This is a genomic window from Brevibacterium album DSM 18261, from assembly GCF_000426445.1.
GTDB lineage: Bacteria > Actinomycetota > Actinomycetes > Actinomycetales > Brevibacteriaceae > Brevibacterium > Brevibacterium album.
This window is the reverse complement of sequence record NZ_AUFJ01000010.1, coordinates 310674-334936: the sequence shown is the minus strand read 5'-3', so window position 1 is coordinate 334936 and position 24263 is coordinate 310674. Positions and strand designations below refer to the sequence as shown.

The following is a 24263-nucleotide window of genomic DNA, read 5'->3' as shown; positions in this document are numbered from 1 at the left end:
CACCTGTCTCACCGCCTCCGCAGCGAGCGGGCGTCGGCGTAGCCCACCTCCCTCGCCGCGGCCTCCCGGGTCCAGCCCTGCGACACGAGCTGCTCCGCGCGCTCGCGCCGCACTGCGGCGCCGTAGGCGTGCGGCGTCAGGCCGGTGGCCGTCCGGAAGGCGCGTGCCAGCGTCCTGCCGCTCACCCCGAACCGCGCGGCCAGTCGGTCGAGGGGGAGGGGCGGCCCGTCGGCCGCATCGAGCACGTCCTGCACCCTGTGCACGAGGTCCTGCATGTGGTTGCGGTGGAGCAGGGTGACGGGTGTCTGCGAACCCCCGCCGGGCCGCCATGCGGGCACCACGAGGGCGCGTGCGACCCGTGCTGCGAGGGCGGATCCGTGGTGATGCGCGATGAGGTGCAGTGCCAGGTCGATCCCGCTCGAGATGCCCGCCGAGGTGTGGACGCGCTCCGCGCACGTGTAGAGCACATCCCGCTCCACGGTGCCGGGCACCAGGCGGGCGAGCTCGTAGACCAGCTCGTGGTGCGTGGTGACGGGCACGGAGCCCAGCACGCCCGCCTTCGCCAGGGCGAAGGCGCCGGCGCACACGCTCGCCACGTCTCCGCCTGCGGCATGGTGGTCTGCGATGACGGACAGCTGGGGCTCGGTGAGCGGCACGGTGCGGCGGTCGTGCCATCTCCAGCCCGGCACCATGATGAGATCGTCCGCTGTGAGCACCGGCAGCGTGGGCGAAGCGCACATGCGCACACCCTGCGCCGATTCGACGAGCGGGACGTCCGCGTACAGCTCGACGGCGTAGCCGGCCTCGGCCTCCGCATCGGCCCAGGCACCCTCACCGGGCCCTGGACCGTCGCCGCTGTCGCTGCCGCTGCTTGGCTCGGCGAGGATCTCGGCGGCCGCGCTGAAGGCCTGGAGCGGTCCGGTCACATCGAGCAGGTGGAAGCCCTCCGGAACGATGAAGACGATGCGGTGCGGTGCTCCGGCGGGTCTCATGGGTCTCAGCATGGCATATGCGACAGCGCCGAGCTCAGGACGCCGGACCGGACGCGTTCCAGCCCTCCACGCCCAGCTGCTCCAGGGTGACGATTGCGGCGAACCGCCCGGAGAGCACCGCCGCCGTGCGCGCGATGAGTGCGTCCGGGGCGAGCGTTCCCGTTCCGTCGTGCAGCGGGAGCGGGTGGGTGGCGGTGGCGTCGATGACGAGCTCGGCGCGGTAGCCCAGATCCCCTGCCACCCGGGTGGTGGTCTCCACGCACTGCTCCGTGCGGATGCCGCAGATGCGCAGATCCGTGATCCCCTGCGCCGTGAGCAGCCGCTGCAGGTGCGTGGTGGTGAAGGCGTTGTGGCTGCTCTTGACCACCACGGGTTCGCTCTCCTCCGCCCCCAGCCCGCCCGCCAGCCGCACGAGGCCGTGCGCGGGATCGAAGCGGTCCCCGCTTCCGGGCTCGGCGTGCAGGATCCAGATGACGGCCTCGCCCGCGGTCCGCGCGTGCCGGGCCAGCGCAGCGGCCTTCTCCACGATCCGGGGATCGGAGATGTCCTCCCAGCTCCGGTGCAGCCGGAATGAGTCCTGGACGTCGATGACGAGCAGTGCCCTGCGTGTTCCTCGCATTCGGATTTCTCTCATGCGGACCATCATGCGCCTCCGGACCCCCGCCGCGGCAGGGCTGGGAGTGACTGCCTGCGGAACGATCCGGACACGGATCCAGGCATGCCTCCGCAGCCCTGTGGTGACAGACCCGACGCCGGAGCCCGACGGCCGCACGCGCCCGGCCCCCTAGGCTGGGCTCATGGACGTTCCCACATCAGCGCCGCCGGACTCCGCCCTGGACCTCCTGTCCCGCGTCTTCGGCTACGAGTCGTTCCGCGGGAATCAGGCCGCGATCATCGACCGGGTGGCTGGCGGCGGCGATGCCGTGGTCCTCATGCCCACCGGCGGCGGCAAATCGCTGTGCTACCAGATCCCAGCGCTCCTCCGGCCGGGCACCGGCATCGTGGTCTCCCCGCTGATCGCCCTCATGGCCGATCAGGTCGCCGCGCTCGAGGCGGTGGGAATCCGTGCGGCCTACCTCAACTCGACCCTGGAGCCGTACGAGGCCGAGGCCGTCGAACAGCAGCTGCTCGCCGGCGAGCTCGACCTCCTCTACATGGCGCCCGAGCGCCTCGTGCTGCCCCGGACCCTCGATCTGCTGAGCCGGGCCCGGCTGGCGCTCATCGCGATCGACGAGGCTCACTGCGTCTCCCAATGGGGGCACGACTTCCGGCCCGACTACATGGGACTGTCCGTCCTCGCCGATGCGTTCCCCTCCGTCCCGCGCATCGCGCTCACCGCCACCGCGACGCGGGCGACCCACCGGGAGATGACCGAGCGGCTCCGGATGGAGGGTGCGGAGCACTTCGTCTCCAGCTTCGACCGGCCCAACATCCAGTACCGGATCACGCCCAAGGACCGGCCCCGGGAACAGCTGCTGCGCCTCATCCGGAGCGAGCACGCCGGTGAGGCCGGCATCGTCTACTGCCTCTCGCGCAGGAGCGTCGAGCAGACGGCGGAGTGGCTCGCCGCCCGCGACATCCCCGCGCTGCCGTACCATGCCGGGCTCGAGGCGCGCGTGCGGGCCGAGCATCAGGCGCGCTTCCTGCGCGAGGACGGCCTCGTCATGGTCGCGACGATCGCCTTCGGCATGGGCATCGACAAGCCGGACGTCCGCTTCGTCGCTCATCTCGACCTCCCCAAGAGCATCGAGGGCTACTATCAGGAGACCGGCCGCGCCGGCCGCGACGGCCAGCCCTCCACCGCCTGGATGGCTTACGGTATGCAGGACGTCGTGAACCAGCGCCGGTTCATCGACGACTCGGAGGGCAGCGATGCCTTCAAGCGCAACGCGCGCAGCCACCTCGATGCGATGCTCGCGCTGTGCGAGACGGTGACCTGCCGTCGCGTGCAGCTGCTCGGGTACTTCGGCCAGGACTCCCAGGCCTGCGGCAACTGCGACACATGCCTCAGCCCGCCCGTCACCTGGGACGGCACGGTGGCCGCGCAGAAGATCCTCTCGGCGATCATCCGCCTGGACCGGGAGCGCGAGCAGCGGTTCGGCTCCGGTCAGATCATCGACGTGCTGCTGGGGAAGGAATCGGAGCGCTCCACCCGGTCCCGGCACCACGAACTCAGCGTGTGGGGGATCGGACAGGAGCTGAGCGAACGGGAGTGGCGCTCCGTGCTCCGGCAGCTCACCGCCCGCGGCATCGTCGAGGCAGTGGGAGACTACGGCGTGCTCGTCACGGGCCCGCAGTCCGGCCCCGTGCTCCGCGGGGAGGCGAAGGTGGAGCTCGCCGAGGACCGGGTGCCGGAGCCGCGGCAGGGTCGCGGCCGGGGAAGTGCGGGCGCTGCGGGCGGAGCCGGCCGGGCGCGCGCGGCCGAGTCCCTGGAGGAGGGGCAGAAGGAGGTCTTCGAGGCGCTGCGGGCCTGGCGCACCTCGGTCGCCAAGGAGAAGCAGATCCCGCCGTACATGGTCTTCTCCGATGCCACACTGGTGGGCGTCGTCGAGGCGCGGCCGGCGACCACGGGCGCACTCGGCACCGTGAGCGGCGTGGGCGCGAAGAAGCTCGCGGAGTACGGCGAGGCGATCCTGGAGGTGCTGGGTTCCGCTCACGCCGGGTGAGTGCGCCGCCTCCCGCTGAGTGAGCATTTCATGTCGCATTTCGGCACCGAATCCGACATGAAGTGCTCACTCGAGTGAACGCGGACGGGGACGAGACGGGGTCTTCACACGATCGTGAGTTCATGGCGGAGCGCTGCGCCTGCCCCGTCCGCGAAGCGCTCCGCGCTCAGTCCGCTCACGTCCACGAAGGGATCCGTCCCCAGCACGAGGTCCCGCATCACCTCGCCCACCGCCGGACCCTGGAGGAAGCCGTGCCCGGAGAAGCCGCATGCGTAGAAGAGGCCTGAAGCGGCCGTTGCCTCGCCGATGAGCGCATTGTGGTCCGGGGTCACCTCATACAGCCCCGCCCAGCCCGCCCGGACCTCGACCTCGGCAAGTGCCGGTGCGCGCTGCGCGAGGAAGCCGGCCAGGTGCTCGAGCCAGGCCGGGTCCCGGTGCTCGTCGAACTCCTCGACGGGGACCGCCTCCGGCGCGCCCATGAGCAGGCCGTCCCCCTCGGCGTGGAAGTAGAACGAGGTCGAGAAGTCGATGGTGAACGGCAGCGCGCGGACGTCGAAGCCCACCGGCTCCGTCACGACGATCTGCCGGCGCAGGGGAGCGACCGGCAGCATCACCCCCGCCGTCGCCGCCAGTGCCGGTGACCATACCCCCGCCGCGCACACCACGGCCTCCGTGCGGATGGTCCCCCGTGAGGTCTCCACGGCTTCGACGGCCCCTCCCGCGGTGCGGATCGCACTCGCCTCGGTGCGGGTGCGCAGCCGGGCGCCGGCGGAGCGCGCCGCCTTCGCGAAGGCGGCCACCGCCGACTCCGGCGTGCAGTGCCCGTCGTGGGGGTTGAAGGCGGCGGCGATGAGTCCCTCCGTGCTGATGTGGGGGTTGAGGGAGGCGGCCTCGGCGGGTGTGAGCATGCGGGAGGCCTGCCCCAGCGAGTTCTGCAGTGCCACGTCCCGTTCGAACCGGGCCACATCCGCGTCCTCGCTCAGGAGGAAGAGATAGCCCGAGCGCACGAGGTCGATATCCTGACCCGTCTCCGGCCCGATGCGGGCGAAGGCCTCCAGGCTGCGTGCCCCCAGCAGGATGTTCGTCTCGTCGGAGAACTGCGTCCGCAGCCCGCCCGCCGCCCTGCTCGTGGAGCCGGAGGCGAGTTCGCCCCGCTCCACGAGGACCACGGACAGTCCGGCCTCGGCGAGCCGGTGGGCCGTGCACACGCCCACGATTCCGCCGCCCACGACGACCACGTCCGCCCGCTCCGGAAACCCCATCGTCCCCTCCTCAGCCCGCCTGCTACTCAGCCCCCTGCGACCGATGCATGGGGCCAGTCTGGTGGCCGGATCGCCCGCGCACAAGGGAGGCGGCCGGAACGGGGCAGGGCCGGTGGGGCCGGGCCCCGTCCGGGCGGGTCAGGAGTCGAATCCCACCCCGAAGGCGTCGAGGACTTTGAGGAGGGGGCCGCGGCGCCCGGAGTTCTCGTCCGCGCGGATGAGCGCCTTGGTGGTGAGCGTGATCCCGGCCCAGGCGAAGGGCTCGGGCGGGAAGGGGAGCGGCGCCCGGCGCACCATCTCCAGCTGCGTGAGCTCCGTGGTCTCCCCGGACAGGAGGTCGAGCATCACCCGTGCTCCGAACCTGCTGGCCCCGACGCCCAGGCCGGTGTACCCGGCAGAATAGGCGACCCTCCCGCCGTAGGCCGTCGAGAAGAACGGGAAGAAGCGGGTGCAGGTGTCGATCGCCCCGCCCCACTTGTGGGTGAACCGCAGGCCTGTGAGCTGTGGGAACGTCTCGAAGAACTGGCGGGCGAGCGTCTCGAAGGTCTCCGGTCTCTGATCGTACTTCCACGAGACCTGGCGGCCGTAGTGGTAGACGGCGTCCCAGCCGCCCCAGAGGATCCTGTCGTCCGCTGTGAGGCGGAAGTAGTGGAAGCGGTTGGCGGAGTCGGAGAGCCCTTCGCGGCCCCGCCAGCCGATGGCCTCCAGCTGCGCCGCGCTCAGCGGCTCCGTCATGAGCGCGTAGTCGTACACGGGCACGGTGTGGAAGCGCGTCCGCGCCAGCAGCGAGGGGAAGACATTGGTGCCCAGCGCCACGTGTCCTGCCCGGATCTGGCCGGAATCGGTGCGGGCCAGGACGCGGCGGCCCTGCCCGGACGCGCCGCGCGGTGCCCACCCCAGCTCCCGCACTACCGTGTGCTCGTACACCTCGACGCCCAGCTCGCGGATGACGCGGAGCAGGCCCCAGCACAGCTTCGCGGGATGGATCATCGCCGCGACGCGGGGTTCCCGCAGCCCGCCCAGATAGGAGGGCGAGTCGATGTGCGCGCGCAGCTCCTCACGGTCCAGCCAGTGCGCCCCGCCCTCGGGATCGTGCCCGGCCCGAAGGTCCTCGACCTGGTACTGCTCCGTCGCGACGTTGATGATCCCGGTCCGTTCGAACTCGCAGTCGATCCCGTAGCGGCGCACCGCCTCCTCGATCGCGTCGAGGTTCTCCACGCCCAGCTCCGTGAGCCGGGCGTTTTCCTGCGGCAGGTGCTTCTCGCCGTTCTCGTGGCCGTGGGTGAGGCTCGCCTCGCAGAAGCCGCCGTTGCGCCCGGAGGCCGCCCACCCCACGGTGCCTCCCTCCACGAGCACCACGGGGCGCTCCGGATCCGCCTCCTTGGCAAGCAGCGCCGTCCAGAGCCCCACGAACCCGCCGCCCACCACCAGCAGATCCGTATCGATCTCACCATGGAGCGGGGGCAGCGGCGCCGGCCTGGCCGGGTCGTCCAGCCAGAAGGGGACGGTGGACGCGCCTGCGAGGGAGGCGGAGATCTCCGCCGCCGAGGCCGGGGCACTCGCCGCTGCGGGTGCCGGGCTGCTGGAAGAAGCTGAGGTCATGGTTCCTGCCTTGCGGAAGGGGAATGGGGTTGTGCGCGAATCGGGCGGAACCCGCTCGCGCCGGCCGTCCGGGGCGTTCAGCTGCCGGCCATGGTCTTGACGATCCCGGTCGCAGAGTCGCCGGAGCGTTTGAGGACGAGCGCCACGACTGCCAGGGCGATGAGCGTGAGCAGCAGCATGATGGTGGACATCGCCGCGACCTCCGGCCGGAGCGCCACGCGCACGGAGGCGAAGATGTACACCGGCCACGGCGTGTAGCCCGGCTGCTGGACGAAGCTGGACAGGATCGTGTTGTCGAGGCTGAGGGTGAAGGACATGAGTGCACCGGCGAGGATGCCCGGCCCCGCGATGGGCAGGGTGACGGTGCGGAACGCCTCGAACCTCCCCGCGCTCAGGTCTGCGGCGGCCTCCTCCAGCGAGGAGTCCACCCCGGCCATCCGCGCGCGGATGATGAAAGTGACGACGGCGACGGAGAACATGGCGTGGGCGACGATCAGCCGGACGAGGCCGTTGTTGAACGGGCCCAGTCCGGCGTCCACCCCCAGTGTCACGAACCAGGGGAGGAATGCGATGCCGTCCACGATCTCCGGGGTGATGAGCGTGAGCGCGAGGAGCCCCATGAGCCCTCCGGCCCACCACGCCCCGCGCCGCGCCCGGGCGAGCGCGATCCCGCCGAGCGTCCCCAGCAGCGTGGACAGCAGCGCCGCACCCACGGCCGCCTGCAGCGAGGTCACCACCGAGGAGACGATGACGCTGCTGTTGACGGCGCTCACATAGGCGCCGAACCCGAACCCGTCCCAGCTCGCCAGCACCCTGCCGGAGTTGAAGGAGTAGACGACGATGACGGCGATGGGGGCGAAGAGGAAGAGGAAGACGAGCGCGCCCCAGGCGGAGAACAGCCCGTTGCGCAGGCTCGTCCGTTTCCTGCCGCGCATCTTCTGCGGTGCGCCCGTGCTGCTCACGACCGTGCTCCTTCCGTGACTGCCGCCGCAGAGGTGTCGATCCGCACCCGCACCGCGCGGTCGAAGACCTGGCGTCCGGCCCACAGCAGCAGCCCGGCGGCCGCCGCCACGGCGAGGGTGACGAGGATGAGGGAGACCGCCATCGCAGATCCCAGTGCCCAGTTCTGCGCGGTGTTGAACTGGTTGGCGATGATCTGGCCGATCATCGTGCCGCTCGCCCCTCCCAGCACGTTCGCGGTGACGTAGTCGCCGGTGAGCGGAATGAAGACCAGCATGCAGCCGGAGATCATCCCCGGCATGGCCAGCGGCATCGTCACGCGGAAGAAGGTGGAGAAGCGGCCGGCGCCGAGGTCGTAGCTGGCCTCGCGCAGGTGCCTGCCCGCGGTGTCCATGCCCACGAACAGCGGCAGGATCATGAGCGGCAGGTAGTTGTAGACCACGCCGATCTGCACGGCCGTGCGGGTGTAGAGGATGTCCAGCGGCCCGCCCAGCAGGCCCAGGGCCTGGCCCCAGTCGGAGAGGAAGCCGTCCGGGGAGAGCATGATCTGCCAGCCCAGGGTGCGGACGAGGAAGTTCGTCCAGAACGGCACCATGACGAGCATGAGGAGCAGTCCGCGCCGCTCGGGCGGGACCTTCACGGCCAGCCAGTAGGTGAAGGGCACGGAGATGAGCAGGCACAGGAGCGTGCCGACGATCGAGATGCGCAGTGTGGCCAGCAGCGTGGAGAGGACGGAGCCGGTGAAGACCTCCCCGTAGCGGTCCAGGCTCAGCCGGTCCGTGGCGACGGTGGTGAACTCGTCCGGTTTGTAGCCGAAGCTGTAGAAGAGCACGAGCGCCACCGGCACCACGAAGAAGAACAGGGCGTAGCCCCAGGTGGGGAACGACAGCGCTCCCGGTCCCAGGACGCGTGCGGCGACTCGTCTCATGCTCCGCTCCTCGTCTGCGCATCTGTGAGGATCTCCACCCGGCGCTGCATCCCCTCGTTCATCTCCGAGGCCACGAGCCGGTCCAGCACGTGCTGCTCGGGGAAGATGATCTCCGCCAGCTCGAACCCGTCCTCGATGCCGGGCTCCGCGAACGCCGTGGAGCCGGTGGAGTAGCCGATGTAGTCCGTCTCCGCCAGTGCCTGCTCGGGTCCGATGATCCAGTCGATGAAGGCATGCGCGGCGTCCGGGTGCTGGGCGCCCGTGGCGATGCACCAGGTGTCCATCCAGAGATTGGCGGACGGTGTGGGAAACACGAACCTCCAGCGCTCCGGGTCGTCGGCCTCGAGCATTCCCTGCCGGGCGTCGCCGTTGAATGCCTGCATGAGCGCGAAGCTGCCCTGGGCCATCGCCGTGTTCGCGTTGCCCATGTAGGCGCGGACGTGCGGAGCGAGCTGGTCGACGACGATCTCCGCCGCCTCGTCGAGCTCCGCCGGCTCCACCGTGTTGAGGTCGTGCCCCAGCGCGGCGAGCGCGATCGAGCACACCTCCCAGGCGTCCTCGAGCAGCATGGTGGCACCGGATGCCTCCCCGACGGCGAGGTCGATGAAGTCCTGCCAGCTCGTGGGATCGCCGCTGATCCGGTGAGCGTCGTACACGAACCCGGTGGTGCCCCAGGCCTTGCACACCGAGTGCACGTTGCCGGGGTCGAAAGTCTGGTCCATGAACGCGGGGTCCATGGTCGCGAGGTTGGGCAGGAGGGAATGGTCGAGCCTCTGCAGCAGACCGTGCTCCACCATCGTGGGGATGTAGATGCCGGTGGGCACCACGATGTCGTAGCCGGACGTCCCCCGTGAAGCGGCCAGCTTGGCCATCATCTCCTCGTTGGAGCCGAAGGCGTCCACCTGGAGCCGGACGTCGTTGTCCGCGGACCACGCCTCGAGCAGCTCCGGAGGATCGTAGTCTCCCCAGGAGTACACGTTGAGCCGTGATTCCAGCTGCCCGTCGGGTGCCGGGCTCTCCGCCATGCCCCTCTGCCCGCAGGAGGCCAGCAGGCTGAGTCCCGCAGTACCCATGCCCGCGAGCACGGTCCTGCGGCTGAGCCTGCCGATCGTGCTGTGTCCGGCGAGGACGCGGACCGGATTCCGCTCACTCATGGCTGAACACCTGCACAGCTGCGGCCTCCCAGGTGAGCACCACATCGTCGCCCTCGTGCACGTCCGGGGCCGCGGACGTGCGCACGCGGGAGAGCAGCTCGTGGCCGTCCGCAGCGCGGACGAGGTACTGGACGACATCGCCCAGGAAGGACTCTCCCACCACGCGCCCGGCCACGGCGTTGAGACCGCCCGGGGCGCCCTCCGTGGCCGGTCGTATGCCCATGCTCTCCGGACGGATGGCCGCGCGCACCTGTGCCCCGGCGGCGAATCCCGCGGCGGTCGCCCGGAGGTCGCAGCGCGGCCCCCGCAGCAGGAGGCCCTCCGCGTACGCCTCCACCACCTCGGCGTCCACGAAGTTCTGCTTGCCGATGAAGCCGGCGACGAACGCGTTGGCGGGGCTGCCGTAGACCTCCTCCGCGCTGCCCACCTGCTGGATGCGGCCCTCACTCATCACCACGATCCGGTCGCTCATCGCGAGCGCCTCCTCCTGGTCGTGGGTGACGAAGACGAAGGTGAGCCCGAGGTCCGTGTGGAGGCGGATGAGCTCCAGCTGCATCTCCTCGCGCAGCTTGCGGTCCAGCGCGCTCATCGGTTCGTCGAGGAGGAGGACGCGGGGGCGGTTGACGAGGGCGCGGGCGAGCGCCACGCGCTGCTGCTGCCCGCCGGAGAGCATGTCCGGCCTGCGGTCCGCGAAGCGGCGCATCTGCACAAGGTCGAGCGCCTCCGCCACGCGCGGTGCGAGCTCCTTCCGCGGGACCTTGGCGCGCTTGAGTCCGTAGGCCACGTTCTCCGCCACGGTGTAGTGGGGGAAGAGCGCGTAGGACTGGAACACCGTGTTGACCGGCCTGCGGAACGGAGGGAGCCCGGTCAGGTCGTCGCCGTCCAGGGCGATCGCGCCGGAGGTGGGATCCTCGAAGCCGCCGATCATCCGCAGCAGCGTCGTCTTCCCGCAGCCGGAGGGGCCGAGCAGGGAGAGGAACTCTCCGGCACGGATGTCGAGGTCGACGCGGTCGATCGCCGTGTGCTCACCGAAGCGCTTGTGCACCCCGGAGAGCCGGAGCGCACCGCCGGTCGCGGAGCTGCCGGCGCCCGTCTCACCCGCCGTCCGCGCGTGGATCTGCTGTCGAGCTGTCACTGTGTGGTCCTTCCGGAAGGAGCGGCGTGCACCAGGCGGCCGCCTGCGACGGTGAGGAGGTTGCGGACCGTGTGGATCTGCGTCCGGGCGAGTGCGAAGGGGTCCGCCGAGGCCAGGGCCAGGTCCGCGGCTGCGCCCACCGCCAGCCTGCCCGCCGTGCGGGTGCGGCCGAGGTGCGCGGACCCCGTCGTGTAGGCCCGCAGGGCACAGGAGAGGTCGAGGGCCTGGTCCGGTCCCAGCGGCTCCGGGCGGGCGCCCGTGGGGTGGGTGCGGTTGACGGCGACGTGGATCGCCTGCCAGGGATCAGGGGTGCTCACGGGCCAGTCGGAACCCATCGCGAGGTGGGCGCCGGAGCGCTGCAGATCGCCGAACGGATACTGCCAGCCGCTGCGCTCACTGCCCAGCACCGGCAGGTTGAGCTCCACCATCTGTTCGTCGAAGTGCGCCCAGAGCGCCTGCAGGTTCGCGGACACGCCCAGCTGCGCGAACCGCGGCACGTCAGCCGGGTCCACGACCTGGATGTGGGCGATGTGGTGGCGGTGATCCGCAGCGGGTCCCCCGCTGCTCTGCGCGTGCAGGGCCGCGAAGGCGTCGAGCGCATCCCGCACGGCGCGATCTCCGATCGCATGGCAGTGGACGTCGAAGCCCGCCCTCTGCACTGCGGCGAAGGCCTCCTCGAGGTGAGCCGGGCTGAAGTAGCGGGTGCCGGTGGCCGCCTCCGCCGCGCCGGTGACCTGCTCGCAGCGGCAGTAGGGCGTGCTCATCGCAGCGGTCTGCGATTCGACGATCCCGTCCAGCATCATCTTCACATTCGTGGTCCGCAGCCGCTCCCGGTCGAACCGGTGCCCGGCGAGCTCCTGCGCGGCCGCCTCCGAATCGTGCACATCGCGCGGCCACCACAGCGAACAGGTGACCTCCATCGTGAGGGTGCCCGCGGCCTCGGCGCGCAGATAGACGGGCAGGGCGTCGGACATCCCGCCGTACTCGCCCACGATCGCGTCGTTCCAGCCGGTGATGCCCAGCGCATGCAGGCGGTGCTGCGCCTGGACCAGCGCGGCGTCGAGCTCCGCGTCGGCCGGTGCCGGCAGGTGTGCGCTCACGAGGTCCATGGCGGATTCGTGGAGCGTGCCCACCGGCTCGCCGTCCCCGTCGCGCTCGATCACGCCGCCGGGCGGCGCGGGCGTGTCGCGGCCGATCCCGGCCAGCCGCATGGCGGTCGTATTCACCCATGCGGAATGGTGATCGGCATTGATCAGGTACACCGGACGTGCGCCCGCGGGATCGAGTGCGTCGAGCTCCGCAGCGGTGGGAACCCCGCCGGGGAAGTCGGACATCGTCCAGCCGCCGCCCGTGAGCCAGCCGGAGCCGGAGGACAGCGCACGGCGCACTGCCTCAAGCGTCTCCGCCCGGCCGTCGCAGCCGCTGAGATCGAGAGACAGCGCCTCCACGCCGGCGGCGACGGGATGGGCGTGGGCGTCCACGAAGCCGGGAGTGACGAGCCTGCCCGCGGTCTCCACGACGGGAGCACCCGGGACGGGCGCCAGCCCGCTGCCGATCCCGGTGACCACCCCGTCCTCGACGGTGACGGTGTCTGCCGAAGTGCGCGCGCAGCCGTCGAACACGCGCGCGCCGCGGATCGTGAAGGAGGCACGCGCGCCGCGCCGCGCGAGCGGGGTCAGAGCTGCCAGGCCTGTGCTCATGCGGAGAACACCGCCGACTGCCAGGCGCGGACGGGGCCCTCCGTCCGGTCGATCAGCACGTGCTTGATCTGCGTGTACTCCTCGAAGGAGTAGTGTGACATGTCCTTGCCGAAGCCGGAGGCCTTGAAGCCGCCGTGGGGCATGTCGGGCATGATCGGGATGTGCTCGTTCACCCACACCGTCCCGGCCTCGATCTCCTCTGCGGCACGCAGCGCCCGGTTGGTCGTGGTCGTCCACGCACTCGCCGCCAGTCCGTAATGGGTGTCATTCGCCAGCTCGATCGCCTCGTCGTCCGTCTCGAAGGGGACGGCGACGAGGACGGGGCCGAACACCTCCTCCCGCCAGATCTCGGAGTCCCGGCCGACCCCGGTGAGGAGGGTGGGGGAGTAGAAGGCGGTGGGTGCCGAGGCGGTGCCCGCCGTGTGCTCCGGGATCCCTCCTCCGGTGACGACAGTGGCTCCGTCGGCCCGGGCACGGTCCACGAACCCTGCCACGCGGTCCCGGTGCCCCGTGCTGATGAGCGCTCCCATGTCCGTGGCGGGATCGGAGGGGTCGCCCACGCGCACGCTCTCCATGAGTGCGGCGACGTGGGAGGTGAACGCCTCGAACAGGGAGGAGTGGACGATCGCACGGGTGGCGGCGGTGCAGTCCTGCCCTCCGTTGATGAGGGAGCCCGCCACGGCGCCGCGGGCCGCGGCCTCCACGTCCGCATCCGCGAACACCACCAGCGGAGCCTTGCCGCCCAGCTCCAGGTGGACGCGGGCGCCCTTGGCGCTCGCGAGCTCCATCACCCTCCGGCCCACCCGGGTGGAACCCGTGAAGGAGGACATGACGACGTCCGGGTGGGAGACGAGCGCCTCGCCGCACTCCGGCCCGTCCCCGGCGAGGACGTTGAGGACGCCGGGCGGGAAGCCGGCCTCGGCGGCGGTCTGCGCGAGCAGGAGAGAGGTGCCCGGGGTCATCTCCGAGGTCTTGAGCACGATCGTATTGCCCGCCGCCACAGCGGGCAGGACCTTCCACGCCGCCATCTGCAGCGGGTAGTTCCATGGTGCGATGGAGCCCACGACGCCCAGCGGCTCGCGCCGGATCATCGAGGTGGACCCCTCCCAGTAGGCGGAGGCCGCCAGGCCGTGGAGCTGCCGGGCGGCGCCGGCGAAGAAGCGGACGTTGTCGATGCTGCCGGGGACGTCGAACTCCTGCGCCAGCCGCAGGGACTTGCCGGTCTGCCGGGATTCCAGCGCAGCGAGCTCGTCGGCGCGTGCGGCCAGGCCGTCCGCGAGTGCGAGCAGGAGGTCCGCGCGCTCCGCGGGCGTGCGGCGCTTCCAGCTCGGGTAGGCACGGCGGGCCGCAGCCACGGCCGCGTCCACGTCTGCGGCGGAGGCGAGTGCGTAGGTGTCCAGCACCTCTCCGGTGGCGGGGCTCACGAGGGTGTGCGTGCGGCCGGTGCCGCCCCTGCGCTGCCCGTCGATGAACTGCATGGGCTGCATCTCTCTCCTGGTGTGTGCGAGGGGTGTGTTCGTGTGCGTGGGGTCTGCCCGTGCTCACCTGCGGCGCGTGCGGCGGTGCACCGCCCGGCATGTGACCACTGACACGTTCGAGTGGCCTCACGCTAACACGTGGAGTCGGAGCGGAGAAGAGGAATCCGAAGCTAATCTTGATTCAAACGATTGGATCCGTATTTTTTTGCCCTTGCAATGCTGGAATTGGTGGGTGATAGTGGATCGTGAGCAGCGAGCGGCCGCTGGGTCGCCGGAGAGGAGACCTCGACGATGACCGAACATGGCGAGTCCGCACGGGGAGAGGCGGACAGCCAGTCCGCAGAACGGGGACGCCGGCACGCCGGAAGGGATCGCGGGCACGCGGACGTCCGTCTGCGCAGTCACGACCTCCAGCTGGACGAACGATCGAAGGCGATCATCGAGGCTCTGCAGCATGACGGGCGGCGCTCCTATGCGGACATCGCGAAGGAGGTGGGCCTCTCGGAGGCCGCGGTGCGGCAGCGGGTGGCGAAGCTGGTGGAGAACGGGACGATGCAGATCGTCGCCGTCACCAACCCCATGCAGCTGGGCTTCCAGCGGCAGGCGATGCTGGGCCTCCAGGTCACCGGCGACCTCGCTCCGCTCGCGGATGAGATCTGCGGGATGGAGCAGGTGGACTACGTCGTCGCAGCCGCCGGCACCTACGACCTCCTCGTCGAGGTGGTCTGTGAGGACGACGAGGAGCTCCTCGCGCTGCTGGGCCGCATCCGGACGCTTCCGCAGGTGCTCCGGACGGAGGTCATGACCTATCTGAAGCTGTGGGATCAGCGCTACAACTGGGGGACACGATGAGCAAGGCAACGACGGACGCCGCAGGCAGGACGGGAGACGCTCTGCAGGCCGGGATCCGGGACCACCTGTGGATGCACATGGCAGGCCACCGCCACCTCTACGAGGGCGGGCGCACGCCCGTCATCACCCACGGCGAGGGCCACCACATCTTCGACGACCAGGGCCGGAAGATCATCGACGGTCTGGCGGGCCTCTTCGTGGTGCAGGTGGGACACGGGCGGGAGGAGCTGGCCCAGGCGTCCTACGAGCAGGCGAAGAAGCTGGGATTCATGCCGCTGTGGTCCTATGCGCACGAGCCGGCGATCGAGCTGGCGGAGCGGCTCGCAGGCTATGCGCCCGGCGATCTCAACCGCGTGTTCTTCACCTCCGGCGGAGGCGACTCCGTGGAGAGCGCGTTCAAGCTCGCCAAGAACTACTTCAAGCTCCAGGGCAAGGGCGAGAAGCACAAGGTGATCTCCCGTGCCACCGCCTACCACGGCACGCCGCACGGAGCGCTCACGGTCACGAGCCTGCCGGGACTGCGCAACCAGTTCGGCCCGCTGGTGCCCGGCGGGCACAAAGTCCCCAACACCAACTTCTACAGGGCGGACGAACGCTTCGCGGGTGACGAGAAGGCATTCGGCAGGTGGGCCGCGGACCGGATCGCGGAGGCCATCGAGTTCGAGGGCGCGGATTCCGTGGCGGCGGTCTTCCTCGAGCCGGTGCAGAACTCCGGCGGCTGCTTCCCGCCGCCGCCGGGATACTTCGAGCGGGTGCGCGAGATCTGCGACGAGTACGATGTGCTGCTCGTCTCCGACGAGACCATCTGCGCCTTCGGACGGGTGGGGTCGATGTTCGCCTGCACCGACTTCGACTACGTGCCGGACATCATCACGTGTGCCAAGGGCATCACCTCCGGCTACGCCCCGCTGGGCGCGATGATCGCCTCGGACCGCCTGTTCGAGCCCTTCGGCCGCGGCGGGGAGACCTTCTACCACGGCTACACCTTCGGCGGGCATCCCGTGGCGTGCGCAGTGGCGCTGAAGAACCTCGACATCTTCGAGCGCGAGGGTCTCAATCAGCACGTCCATGAGAACGCCGGAGCCTTCCGCAGCACGCTGGAGAGGCTGCACGACCTGCCGATCGTGGGCGATGTGCGCGGAGCCGGGTACTTCTACGGGATCGAGCTGGTCAAGGACAAGGAGACGAAGGAGACGTTCACGGCCGAGGAGTCGGAGCGGGTCCTCAAGGGGTTCGTCTCCGAGGCGCTCTACGAGAACGGCCTGTACTGCCGCGCCGACGATCGCGGAGACCCGGTCATCCAGCTCTCCCCGCCGCTCACGGTGGGACAGACGGAGTTCGACGAGATGGAGGCCGTGCTGCGCACAGTGCTCACGCAGGCATGGGACCGGGTCTGAGGGAGCGTACAGCAGAACGGGGAGAGGATTCAGCATGAGTGAGACGGGATACCGCGTCCAGAACCCCGCCACCGGAGAGGTGGTGGAGCGATTCGAGACGCTCACGGACGAGGCGCTCGAGGCGGTCCTCGAGGCTGCGGCCCGCGCACAGAGGAGCTGGGCGGAGACGCCCATCGAGAACCGCGCGGCGGTGGTGAGGAGGGTCGCCGCGCTGTTCGAGGAGCGGAAGGAGGAGCTCGCCGCGATCATCGGCGAGGAGATGGGCAAGCGCGTGACGGAGGGCCGCGAAGAGGCGGAGTTCTCCTCGGAGATCTTCGGGTACTACGCAGACCACGGCCCGTCGTTCGCCGCGGACCAGCCGGTGGAGACTGCGAGCGGGACGGCCGTCATCGAACGCAGGCCCGTGGGCGTGGTCCTCGGCATCATGCCGTGGAACTTCCCGTACTACCAGGTGGCTCGCTTCGCAGCTCCCAATCTGGTGCTGGGCAACGGGATCGTCCTCAAGCACGCGGAGATCTGTCCGTGCTCGGCACTTGCGATCGCGCAGATCATGGAGGACGCCGGGCTGCCGGAAGGTGTGTACTCCACCATCTTCGCCTCTCATCAGCAGGTCTCCGAGATCATCGCGGACCGGCGGATCGCGGGCGTCTCCCTCACCGGTTCGGAGAGGGCCGGGGCGCAGGTGGCGGCACAGGCCGGAGCCGCGCTGAAGAAGGCGGTGCTCGAACTCGGCGGTTCCGATCCCTACGTCGTGCTGGACGCGGACGACGTGTCCGCAGCCGCAGAGCTCGCCTGGGGCACGCGGATGTACAACACCGGTCAGGCCTGCAACTCGAACAAGCGCCTCATCGTCATGGACGACATCTACGACGAGTTCGTGGAAGCGCTGGTGGGGCAGGCGCAGGCGATGCGGCCGGGGCAGTGGTCCGACGAGGACGCACAGGTCTACCAGCCCCTGTCCTCGCGCGCGGCGGCCGTGCGGCTGCGGGAGCAGCTGGACAGGATCGAGGTGGCGGGTGGAACGGTGCGCACCGGCGGCGAACTCGTCCCCGGAGACGGCGCCTATGTGTCTCCGGCCGTCGTCACGGACGTCCCGGTCGGATCGGAGGTCTACTACGAGGAGCTGTTCGGTCCGGTGGCCGCGGTGTTCCGGGTGTCCAGCGACGAGGAGGCCCTCGACCTCGCGAACGACACCCGGTACGGCCTCGGCGGCACGGTGTTCTCCGCGGACGAGGAGCGCGCCAGGCGGATGGCCTCCAGTCTGGAGGTGGGCATGGCGAACGTGAACACTCCCGCCGGCGAAGGTGCGGAGCTGCCCTTCGGCGGGGTGAAGAACTCCGGCTACGGGCGGGAGCTGGGACCGGTGGGCATGGACGAGTTCGTCAACAAGCGGCTCTTCTACGTGGAGGGGTGAAGCCCGAGCGCAGCGTCCCGGCACCCCAGCGCCCCGTCGAGTGAGCGCTTCCTGTCGGAAATCACGGGTGAAACCGACAGGAACCGCTCACTCGGGATTGGAAGAGGCCCGGCTCAGCCGGCGGTGATCGAGGGGAACCAGGTCGCGATCTCGGGGACGAACACCATGAGCACCACGAGTCCGGCCTCGATCGCGAGGTACGGCAGCGCGCCGCGGATGATCGCACCGATATCAAGGCTGGGCACGACGGACTTCATCGCGTAGAGGTTCAGCCCCACGGGTGGCGTTATGACCGCGGTCTCCAGGGTCACCACGAGGATGACTCCCACCCAGAGGGGGTCGTAGCCCATCGCCTCGAAGATCGGCAGCAGGATCGGGGTGATGACCAGCAGCAGCGAGGCTGCGTCGATGAGGCAGCCGAGAGCCATGACGATGATGAGCAGGCCGATGACGATGACTGGGTCCGGGACGGAGAGCCCGCCGATGAACCCGGTGATCGCCTCGGCGGCGCGGACGACGACGAGCATCTGGGAGAACACGAAGGCCGAGCCGACGATGATGAGCAGGCTGCCGGAGATCTGCGTGGTGCCCACGAGGATCCGCTTGAGATTCTCCCTCGTCAGGGCCCGATCGAAGATGCCCACGACGAGGAACGCGCCGATCGCGCCGATGCCGGCCGCCTCGGTGGCTGTGGCCAGGCCCGTGTAGATCGAGCCGAGCACGATCGCGATGAGGACGAGCGCGGGGGCGACGTCGCGGAAGGTCTTCCACCGGTCGGTCCAGGTGATCGATTCCTCCGCCCGCGGGGCGAGCTCGGGTTTGACGACGGCCATGATGACGACGAACACGACCATGAGCCCGGCCAGCAGCAGACCGGGGACGATCCCGCCGGCGAAGAGCGCGCCGATGCTCACCCCGGAGATCGCGGAGTAGAGGATGAACATGAGGCTGGGCGGGATGAGCATGGCCAGCGCCCCGGAGGCGACGACGGCACCGGAGGCGAAGCTGGGCCGGTAGCCGCGGGTGAGCATCTCCGGCACCGCCATCCGCCCGACGACGGTCACGGCCGAGAGGCTGACGCCGGAGAGCGCGCCGAACACGGTCGAGGAGCCGACCGCGGTCACGCCGAGGCCGCCGGGGAGCCTGCCCAGCCAGGCGTGGGCGAAGCGGAAGATCGCCCGGCCCAGGCCGCCCACGGCGAGGATCTCGCCCATGAGGATGTACATCGGGGCGGCGACGAGGGAGTAGCTCTCGAGCTGGGATACGAAGGCGATGGGGACCTGCTCGAGCCCGCGCCAGCCCTCCAGCAGGAGCAGGCCGAGGAGGCCGGAGGTGCCGAGTGCGACGAAGATCGGGGTGCGCAGGTAGACGAGGGCCAGCAGGGCGAGGACGGCCGTGATGACGGCGAGTGCGTCGAGCATGCTCAGGCCTCCCTGGTCTTCTGCGTCGGGGCCTGCTGCGTCTCGTTCTTCTGCGACCTGCGGACCACGAAGCGGAGGAGCGTCGTCAGCGCTGTCAGCAGCAGCCCGACGGTGACGAGGGCGTAGCCCACCCAGATCGGGATGTTGAAGGTGCCGGCTGTGAGCAGGTTCGCCTGAGCGAAGTGGAGGGTTGTGCGCGCCGCGGCGATGCCCGCGACGAGGCAGAAGCCGAAGGTGGCTGCGAAGGTGATCCAGTCCGCGAGCGCCTTCCGCCGCGGCGAGAAGTTCCGGTAGAAGAGGTCCATGCCGATGTGCTCGTCGCGGGCCTCGAGGTCGGGGACCGCGAGGATGACGATGGCGATGAGACCGACCATCGAGAGGGTGATGGACCATTCCAGGGGCCGGGCCAGGGCGTAGCGCATGATGACGTCGAAGCCCGTGATGAGCATGAGGACGAGGGTCACGACTGCTGCGACCCAGCGGCACACGGAGGTGAGGCGGGACAGCGCGGCGAACCAGCGCGCGGCGGGTGCGGAGCCCGGCGCAGGGGCGGGTGCGGCGGCCATCATGCCTCCTTCACATAGGTGAGGGCGCGGTCGGCGAGCTCGTCGTCGCCGACGGTGGATCTCCACCAGTCCACGACGGAGGCGGTGGCGTCACGGAACCGGTCGATCTGCGCCTCGTCATAGCGGATGATCTCGAGCTGGGAGTCCTCGATCCCGGGCAGGTACTGGCTCTCGTAGACCTCGAGCTGCTTCTCGGTGCCCGCCTCTGCGTAGACCCGGCCGGCCGCGTGCAGGGCCTCCTGCACCTCCGGTGCGGTGTCGTCGTACCAGCGGGTGTTCGCATAGGCGTCCACGCTGTAGCCGCCGAAGTGCGCCTGCATGCCATAGCCGAGGACGTCCTCGAGCCCGCGCGAGACGACGGTGCCCAGATAGGAGACCATGCCGTCGATGGTCCCGCGCTCGAGCGCCTCGTACAGCTCGCCGGAGGACATGGACACCGGTGCGCCGCCCAGCGCCTTGATCGTCTGCCCCTCGACGTGGCCGGCGGTGCGGATGCGCATGCCGCGCAGGTCCTCCGGCTTCTCCACCGGCCGGTCCACCGTGAACAGCCACTGGAGGGTGCACGGCATCGCCCCCAGGTTCATGATGCCCTGCGGCCGCAGCCGTTCGTTGATGAGATGCTCCAGCGGCGATTCCGGAGCGAGCGCCCGACGCAGCTGCTCGAAGCCGTCGTTGACGAAGGGCAGCTCCGCCGCCCCCAGGATGGGGAAGCTCGTGGAGACGTAGCTGGAGGTCTGGATGCCCACGTCCGTGACGCCGCGGAGCATTCCCGGGACCAGCTGCTCGGCGTTGAGCAGGGCGCCGGAGTCGAAGAAGTCCACGACGCCGGAGCCGAGGCGCTCGTCGAGGACGTCGTTGAAGGCGAGCAGCCCGGGATACAGGTCGTCGTAGGCGGGAGTGATGTAGCTGGAGACGCGGAGCGCCCCGTCGGGGCGCAGGCCCCGCTCGGAGGCGCCGGGCGCGCAGCCGGCGGCGAGCAGGGGGACGGCGGCGGCCAGGCCGAGGAGGCCTCGCCGGCTGAGGTGCGTGCGCCCGGGGGCGGCGGGAGGCCCGGAAGGGGGCTGACGGTGCATGGTGTGCTTCTCGGTGGTCGGAGGGCTGTTCGTCTTCGAGCCTGCGGACTCCGGATCGCGGGAGCGGGGCGGTGGATGGTCGCGGGGTGGTGCGACCGCGGGGCGTCCTCCCCTGTGGGAGGGGACGCCCCGCGGAAGTCTGCCACACCCGTTCGGCACAGGGTGAGCTGAGCGCGCGAATCTGAGACGCCTCCCGCCTCCCGCCTCCCGCCTCCTGCCTCCGCGCCGGGTGAGCACTTCCTGTCGGATCCTGACGTGAGATCCGACAGGAAGTGCTCACCTGGGGGAAGTGGGCGGGGAGTGGGGGCGCTCAGAACGAGCGGGGCATGCCCAGGACGTGCTGGCCCACATAGGAGAGGATGAGGTTCGTGGAGATCGGCGCGATCTGGTAGAGCCGCGTCTCCCGGTACTTGCGCTCGATGTCGTACTCCGTGGCCATGCCGAATCCGCCGTGCGTCTGCAGTGCGGTGTCGCCGGCCTGGAAGGAGGCCTCGGAGGCGAGCATCTTCGCCATGTTCGCCTCGGCTCCGCACGGCAGCCCGGCGTCGAAGAGGTCGCAGGCCTTCCAGCGCATGAGATCGGCGGCCTCGAGCTGGACGTGGGCGCGAGCGATGGGGAACTGCACGCCCTGGTTGGAGCCGATGGGCCGGTTGAAGACCACGCGCTCCTTCGAGTACCCCACGGCGCGCTCGATGAACCAGCGGCCGTCGCCGATGCACTCGCTGGCGATGAGGATGCGCTCGGCGTTCATGCCCGTGAGCACGTACTTGAAGCCCTTGCCCTCCTCGCCGATGAGGGAGGAGGCGGGGATGCGCATGTCGTCGAAGAACAGCTCGTTCGTCGAGTGGTTGATCATCGTCTCGATGGGGCGGATGGTGAGCCCGGGCAGCTCGCGGATGTCCACGAGGAAGAGGGAGAGCCCCTGCGACTTCTTCTCCACCTGGTCCAGCGGTGTGGTCCGCGCCAGGAGGATCATGAGGTCGGACTGCTGTGCGCGGGAGATGAAGACCTTCTGGCCGTTGACCACGTAGTCGTCGCCGTCGCGCACCGCGGTCGTCGTGAGGCTCGTGGTGTCGGTGCCCGCGCCCGGTTCGGTCACGCCGAAGGCCTGCAGCCGCAGCTCGCCGGAGGCGATGCCCGGCAGGTACTTCCGCTTCTGCTCCTCGCTGCCGTGGTGGAGCACCGCGTTCATGGTGTAGAGCTGCGCGTGCACGGCTCCCGAGTTGCCGCCGTTGGCGTTGATCTGCTCGAGGATGACCGAGCCGTCGCCGAGGCCGAGGCCGAGGCCGCCGTACTCCTCCGGGATGAGCGCGCCGAGGCAGCCGGTCTCCGTGAGCGCTGCGACGAACTCCTCGGGGTAGCGGTTCTCGCGGTCGACGGCCTGCCAGTAGCTGTCGGGGAAGTCCTGGCAGATGCGGTCGACGAGGCCGCGGAGGTCCCTGCGCGTCTCGGTCTCGTGGCTGATCTCGGCTGCAGTGGTCATGAGCTGCCTCTCCTTCTTCGCTGCTCTGCGGGAGCGAGGGCCCCGCATCCGGTTCGGTCCGCTGTGTGGACCAGTGGTCCATTCCACGGATAGGGTACCCGTGTGCGGCGTGATGTGCGTCAGCCTGCCCGCATGCGGAGACGCCCGCCCGCGCAGGCGGGTCGAACGCGCGGAAGCGGGACGCGAGAAGAGAGGGGACCCCGTGAGCAAGCCGATCCAGAGCGCGCTCAACGTGCTCGCGGTGCTGGAGGTGCTGGCGACGGTGCAGCCGGCGGGCCTGTCCGAGATCGCCCGTGCCGCGGACCTGCCCAAGACGACGGTGCTGCGCTGCCTGCACACGCTGTCCGAGGCCGGCTGGGCGCGGCTGGGGGAGGACCGGCACGCGGAATGGTCGCTGACGAACCGCGCACTCCTCACCGGCATGCGCGCGGCCCCCGCGGGAGAGCTCGCCGGCATGGCGGGGGAGGAGATGGGGCGCGTGCGGGACCGGATCGGCGAGACCGTCCACCTCATGGTCCGCGACGGGGGCGAGCAGATCGTCGTCGCCCGTGCCGATGGTGTGGGTGCCATCCGCACCTATCTGCCGTTGGGCACGCGCATCCCCTTCCACTCGAGCTCTTCCGGCCGTGCCCTGCTGGCGGCGCTGGACCCCTCTGAGGCAGAGGCGATCCTGGCGGAGGAGTCCGCCGCACCGGGCTTCGACCGCGAGCGGGTCGATGCCTTCGTCACCGCTGCACGGGCGCACGGCTATTCCGTCAACGAGGGCGAATGGCGTGATCAGGTCGCGGGTGTGGGGGTGCCGGTCCTCGGCGCCTCGGGGGAGCTGCACGGGGCGATGTCCGTCTCCCTGCCCGTCGCCCGCCTGGCTGAGGTGGGGGCGGAGGAGATCGGCCGCATGCTGCTCGAGGCCCGTGCCCGCCTGGCTGAGCGCCTGCGCTGACGTCACAGCCGCGCTGACGTCCGCCCGGCCGCCCTGCGCCGTCCGCACAGTGACCCCGAGCATCGCCCATCGCGGGATTCACCGCCGCCGTTCACCCGCGGGCATTAGCGTCTGTGCATGCGGGACGCGCTCCGGGCCCGGACCGGCCGGACCGATCGCGTTCCGCGAGTCAGAGGAGGATGCCATGCGCGCAGTCGTGTTCGAGCAGTTCCAGCAGTTCCCGGTGCTGAAGGAGGTCGAGAGACCGGTCCCCGCAGCCGGCGAGGTGCTCCTCCGGGTCGCCGGCGCCGGCGCCTGTCATTCCGATGTCTCCGTCTACCGCGAGTTCACGGCGGAGCACCCCGGCAACATCCAGCCCTCGTTCGTGCTCGGCCACGAGACCGCGGGCTGGGTCGAGGAGCTGGGCCCGGGAGTCACCGGGGTGGAGCCGGGCTCGGCGCACCTCGTCTACGGGCCCACCGGCTGCGGGCGCTGCCGCCAGTGCGTGCAGGGCCGGGAGAACTACTGCGAGAACGCCGCGACGAATCCGGCGCTCGCGATCGGCCTCGGCCGCGACGGGGGCATGGCCGAGTACGTGTGCGTGCCCGCCCGCAACCTCGTGCCGCTCGGCGAGGCCGATCCCGTCGCTGCCGCCCCGCTCGCCGACGCCGCGCTCACCCCCTACCACGCGGTCCGGCTCGCGGAGTCCTCGCTGTCCGGCGGCGGGAAGACTGCGCTCGTGATCGGTCTGGGCGGTCTCGGGCAGATCGCGGTGCAGATCCTCACCGCCCTGACGGGTGCCGCGATCATCGCGACCGACCTCAAGCCCGAGGCGATGGAGCAGGCGGAGGCGCGCGGCGCCGTCACGGTCCCCGGCGGTGAAGGACAGGCCGAGCGCATCCGCGAGCTCACGGGCGGACACGGCGTCGACGCGGTGTTCGACTTCGTGGGCGCGGCCCCCACCGTGGAGCTCGCCAGGTCCGTCGCCGGGATCGGCGGCACCGTGGTGATCGTGGGCATCGCCGGCGGCACAGTGGAGTGGAACTTCTACACCGCGGCCTACGAATCGGCGCTCATGAGCACGTACTGGGGCTCGATCGCCGACCTCCACGAGGTCGCCGCGATGTACAGGGCCGGTCAGATCGTGCCCGATGTCGAGACCTTCACCCTCGATGAGGCGCCCGAGGCCTATCGCCGCCTCGAGGCCGGCGAGCTCAGCGCCCGCGCCGTCGTCGTCCCGCACGGCTGAGGAGGGCATCCG

General features: G+C 70.3%; 20 protein-coding genes. 6 read left to right on the top strand and 14 right to left on the bottom strand.

What is annotated here, in order from left to right:
* Nucleotides 1-8: 8 nt before the first annotated feature.
* Nucleotides 9-992 (bottom strand): GlxA family transcriptional regulator, encoded by a 984-nt coding sequence (locus K318_RS0105670; protein ID WP_035280731.1) that lies wholly within the window; start codon nt 990-992, stop codon nt 9-11.
* A 34-nt stretch (nt 993-1026) separates the two neighbouring features.
* Nucleotides 1027-1626, bottom strand: coding sequence for a cysteine hydrolase family protein (locus tag K318_RS19695; protein WP_245579776.1), 600 nt, complete (start codon nt 1624-1626; stop codon nt 1027-1029).
* A gap of 163 nt (nt 1627-1789) precedes the next feature.
* Between K318_RS19695 and recQ the strand changes: the two genes are divergently transcribed.
* Nucleotides 1790-3658, top strand: coding sequence for a DNA helicase RecQ (gene recQ / locus K318_RS0105660; RefSeq protein WP_029088769.1), 1869 nt, complete (start codon nt 1790-1792; stop codon nt 3656-3658).
* A gap of 104 nt (nt 3659-3762) precedes the next feature.
* Here recQ and K318_RS0105655 read toward each other — a convergent pair whose 3' ends face one another.
* From K318_RS0105655 to K318_RS0105620, 8 genes are all read right to left on the bottom strand, one after another.
* Nucleotides 3763-4920 carry an NAD(P)/FAD-dependent oxidoreductase gene (locus K318_RS0105655; protein WP_029088768.1) on the bottom strand — a complete coding sequence of 386 codons (1158 nt, stop codon included), beginning with the start codon at nt 4918-4920 and terminating at the stop codon, nt 3763-3765.
* Between the two features lie 138 nt (nt 4921-5058).
* The gene (locus tag K318_RS0105650; RefSeq protein WP_084499754.1) at nt 5059-6522 is read right to left on the bottom strand and encodes an NAD(P)/FAD-dependent oxidoreductase; all 1464 of its coding nucleotides are present in this window, start codon (nt 6520-6522) and stop codon (nt 5059-5061) included.
* A 77-nt stretch (nt 6523-6599) separates the two neighbouring features.
* Nucleotides 6600-7484 (bottom strand): ABC transporter permease, encoded by an 885-nt coding sequence (locus K318_RS0105645; RefSeq protein ID WP_245579775.1) that lies wholly within the window; start codon nt 7482-7484, stop codon nt 6600-6602.
* The gene (locus K318_RS0105640; RefSeq protein ID WP_029088765.1) at nt 7481-8410 is read right to left on the bottom strand and encodes an ABC transporter permease; all 930 of its coding nucleotides are present in this window, start codon (nt 8408-8410) and stop codon (nt 7481-7483) included. Before K318_RS0105640 ends, K318_RS0105645 begins: the two co-directional genes overlap by 4 nt.
* Nucleotides 8407-9564 carry a polyamine ABC transporter substrate-binding protein gene (locus K318_RS0105635; RefSeq protein WP_029088764.1) on the bottom strand — a complete coding sequence of 386 codons (1158 nt, stop codon included), beginning with the start codon at nt 9562-9564 and terminating at the stop codon, nt 8407-8409. Before K318_RS0105635 ends, K318_RS0105640 begins: the two co-directional genes overlap by 4 nt.
* A complete protein-coding gene (locus K318_RS0105630; RefSeq protein WP_029088763.1) occupies nt 9557-10699 on the bottom strand; it encodes an ABC transporter ATP-binding protein in 1143 nt (380 codons plus the stop codon). Before K318_RS0105630 ends, K318_RS0105635 begins: the two co-directional genes overlap by 8 nt.
* On the bottom strand, nt 10696-12399 hold the full coding sequence (locus K318_RS0105625; protein ID WP_029088762.1) for an amidohydrolase: 1704 nt from the start codon (nt 12397-12399) through the stop codon (nt 10696-10698). The genes K318_RS0105630 and K318_RS0105625 overlap by 4 nt, the downstream gene beginning before the upstream one ends.
* Nucleotides 12396-13877, bottom strand: coding sequence for an aminobutyraldehyde dehydrogenase (locus K318_RS0105620; RefSeq protein WP_029088761.1), 1482 nt, complete (start codon nt 13875-13877; stop codon nt 12396-12398). Before K318_RS0105620 ends, K318_RS0105625 begins: the two co-directional genes overlap by 4 nt.
* Before the next feature lie 291 nt (nt 13878-14168).
* On the opposite strand from K318_RS0105620, the gene K318_RS0105615 reads away from it, so the two are divergent.
* From K318_RS0105615 to K318_RS0105605, 3 genes are read left to right on the top strand one after another with little or no spacing between them, the layout of a single operon-like run.
* The gene (locus K318_RS0105615) at nt 14169-14729 is read left to right on the top strand and encodes an Lrp/AsnC family transcriptional regulator (RefSeq protein ID WP_084499752.1); all 561 of its coding nucleotides are present in this window, start codon (nt 14169-14171) and stop codon (nt 14727-14729) included.
* Nucleotides 14726-16126 carry an aspartate aminotransferase family protein gene (locus K318_RS0105610; protein ID WP_029088759.1) on the top strand — a complete coding sequence of 467 codons (1401 nt, stop codon included), beginning with the start codon at nt 14726-14728 and terminating at the stop codon, nt 16124-16126. Before K318_RS0105615 ends, K318_RS0105610 begins: the two co-directional genes overlap by 4 nt.
* Before the next feature lie 34 nt (nt 16127-16160).
* Nucleotides 16161-17540, top strand: a complete 1380-nt coding sequence (locus K318_RS0105605) for an aldehyde dehydrogenase family protein (RefSeq protein WP_029088758.1) — start codon at nt 16161-16163, stop codon at nt 17538-17540.
* A gap of 113 nt (nt 17541-17653) precedes the next feature.
* On the opposite strand, the gene K318_RS0105600 is transcribed toward K318_RS0105605, so the two are convergent.
* The 4 genes from K318_RS0105600 to K318_RS0105585 all read right to left on the bottom strand — a co-directional run bounded on the left by K318_RS0105600 (nt 17654) and on the right by K318_RS0105585 (nt 22083).
* Nucleotides 17654-18961, bottom strand: coding sequence for a TRAP transporter large permease (locus tag K318_RS0105600; protein ID WP_029088757.1), 1308 nt, complete (start codon nt 18959-18961; stop codon nt 17654-17656).
* Between the two features lie 2 nt (nt 18962-18963).
* Nucleotides 18964-19527, bottom strand: coding sequence for a TRAP transporter small permease (locus K318_RS0105595; RefSeq protein ID WP_051297597.1), 564 nt, complete (start codon nt 19525-19527; stop codon nt 18964-18966).
* Nucleotides 19527-20600: a TRAP transporter substrate-binding protein gene (locus tag K318_RS0105590; RefSeq protein WP_084499750.1), complete on the bottom strand. Its 1074-nt coding sequence runs from the start codon at nt 20598-20600 to the stop codon at nt 19527-19529. The genes K318_RS0105595 and K318_RS0105590 overlap by 1 nt, the downstream gene beginning before the upstream one ends.
* A 310-nt stretch (nt 20601-20910) precedes the next feature.
* On the bottom strand, nt 20911-22083 hold the full coding sequence (locus tag K318_RS0105585; RefSeq protein WP_051297596.1) for an acyl-CoA dehydrogenase family protein: 1173 nt from the start codon (nt 22081-22083) through the stop codon (nt 20911-20913).
* A gap of 202 nt (nt 22084-22285) precedes the next feature.
* On the opposite strand from K318_RS0105585, the gene K318_RS24595 reads away from it, so the two are divergent.
* Nucleotides 22286-23023 (top strand): IclR family transcriptional regulator, encoded by a 738-nt coding sequence (locus K318_RS24595; RefSeq protein ID WP_169721447.1) that lies wholly within the window; start codon nt 22286-22288, stop codon nt 23021-23023.
* A 184-nt stretch (nt 23024-23207) separates the two neighbouring features.
* The gene (locus tag K318_RS0105575) at nt 23208-24251 is read left to right on the top strand and encodes an NAD(P)-dependent alcohol dehydrogenase (protein ID WP_029088752.1); all 1044 of its coding nucleotides are present in this window, start codon (nt 23208-23210) and stop codon (nt 24249-24251) included.
* Nucleotides 24252-24263 lie beyond the last annotated feature (12 nt).

Bases quoted from the DNA above. Each gene is read 5' to 3' on its own strand.
- K318_RS0105670 (WP_035280731.1), bottom strand. From the start codon at position 992: ATGAGACCCGCCGGAGCACCGCACCGCATCGTCTTCATCGTTCCGGAG.
- K318_RS19695 (WP_245579776.1), bottom strand. From the start codon at position 1,626: ATGAGAGAAATCCGAATGCGAGGAACACGCAGGGCACTGCTCGTCATC.
- recQ (WP_029088769.1), top strand. From the start codon at position 1,790: ATGGACGTTCCCACATCAGCGCCGCCGGACTCCGCCCTGGACCTCCTG.
- K318_RS0105655 (WP_029088768.1), bottom strand. From the start codon at position 4,920: ATGGGGTTTCCGGAGCGGGCGGACGTGGTCGTCGTGGGCGGCGGAATC.
- K318_RS0105650 (WP_084499754.1), bottom strand. From the start codon at position 6,522: ATGACCTCAGCTTCTTCCAGCAGCCCGGCACCCGCAGCGGCGAGTGCC.
- K318_RS0105640 (WP_029088765.1), bottom strand. From the start codon at position 8,410: ATGAGACGAGTCGCCGCACGCGTCCTGGGACCGGGAGCGCTGTCGTTC.
- K318_RS0105635 (WP_029088764.1), bottom strand. From the start codon at position 9,564: ATGAGTGAGCGGAATCCGGTCCGCGTCCTCGCCGGACACAGCACGATC.
- K318_RS0105625 (WP_029088762.1), bottom strand. From the start codon at position 12,399: ATGAGCACAGGCCTGGCAGCTCTGACCCCGCTCGCGCGGCGCGGCGCG.
- K318_RS0105620 (WP_029088761.1), bottom strand. From the start codon at position 13,877: ATGCAGTTCATCGACGGGCAGCGCAGGGGCGGCACCGGCCGCACGCAC.
- K318_RS0105615 (WP_084499752.1), top strand. From the start codon at position 14,169: ATGACCGAACATGGCGAGTCCGCACGGGGAGAGGCGGACAGCCAGTCC.
- K318_RS0105610 (WP_029088759.1), top strand. From the start codon at position 14,726: ATGAGCAAGGCAACGACGGACGCCGCAGGCAGGACGGGAGACGCTCTG.
- K318_RS0105605 (WP_029088758.1), top strand. From the start codon at position 16,161: ATGAGTGAGACGGGATACCGCGTCCAGAACCCCGCCACCGGAGAGGTG.
- K318_RS0105600 (WP_029088757.1), bottom strand. From the start codon at position 18,961: ATGCTCGACGCACTCGCCGTCATCACGGCCGTCCTCGCCCTGCTGGCC.
- K318_RS0105595 (WP_051297597.1), bottom strand. From the start codon at position 19,527: ATGGCCGCCGCACCCGCCCCTGCGCCGGGCTCCGCACCCGCCGCGCGC.
- K318_RS0105590 (WP_084499750.1), bottom strand. From the start codon at position 20,600: ATGCACCGTCAGCCCCCTTCCGGGCCTCCCGCCGCCCCCGGGCGCACG.
- K318_RS0105585 (WP_051297596.1), bottom strand. From the start codon at position 22,083: ATGACCACTGCAGCCGAGATCAGCCACGAGACCGAGACGCGCAGGGAC.
- K318_RS0105575 (WP_029088752.1), top strand. From the start codon at position 23,208: ATGCGCGCAGTCGTGTTCGAGCAGTTCCAGCAGTTCCCGGTGCTGAAG.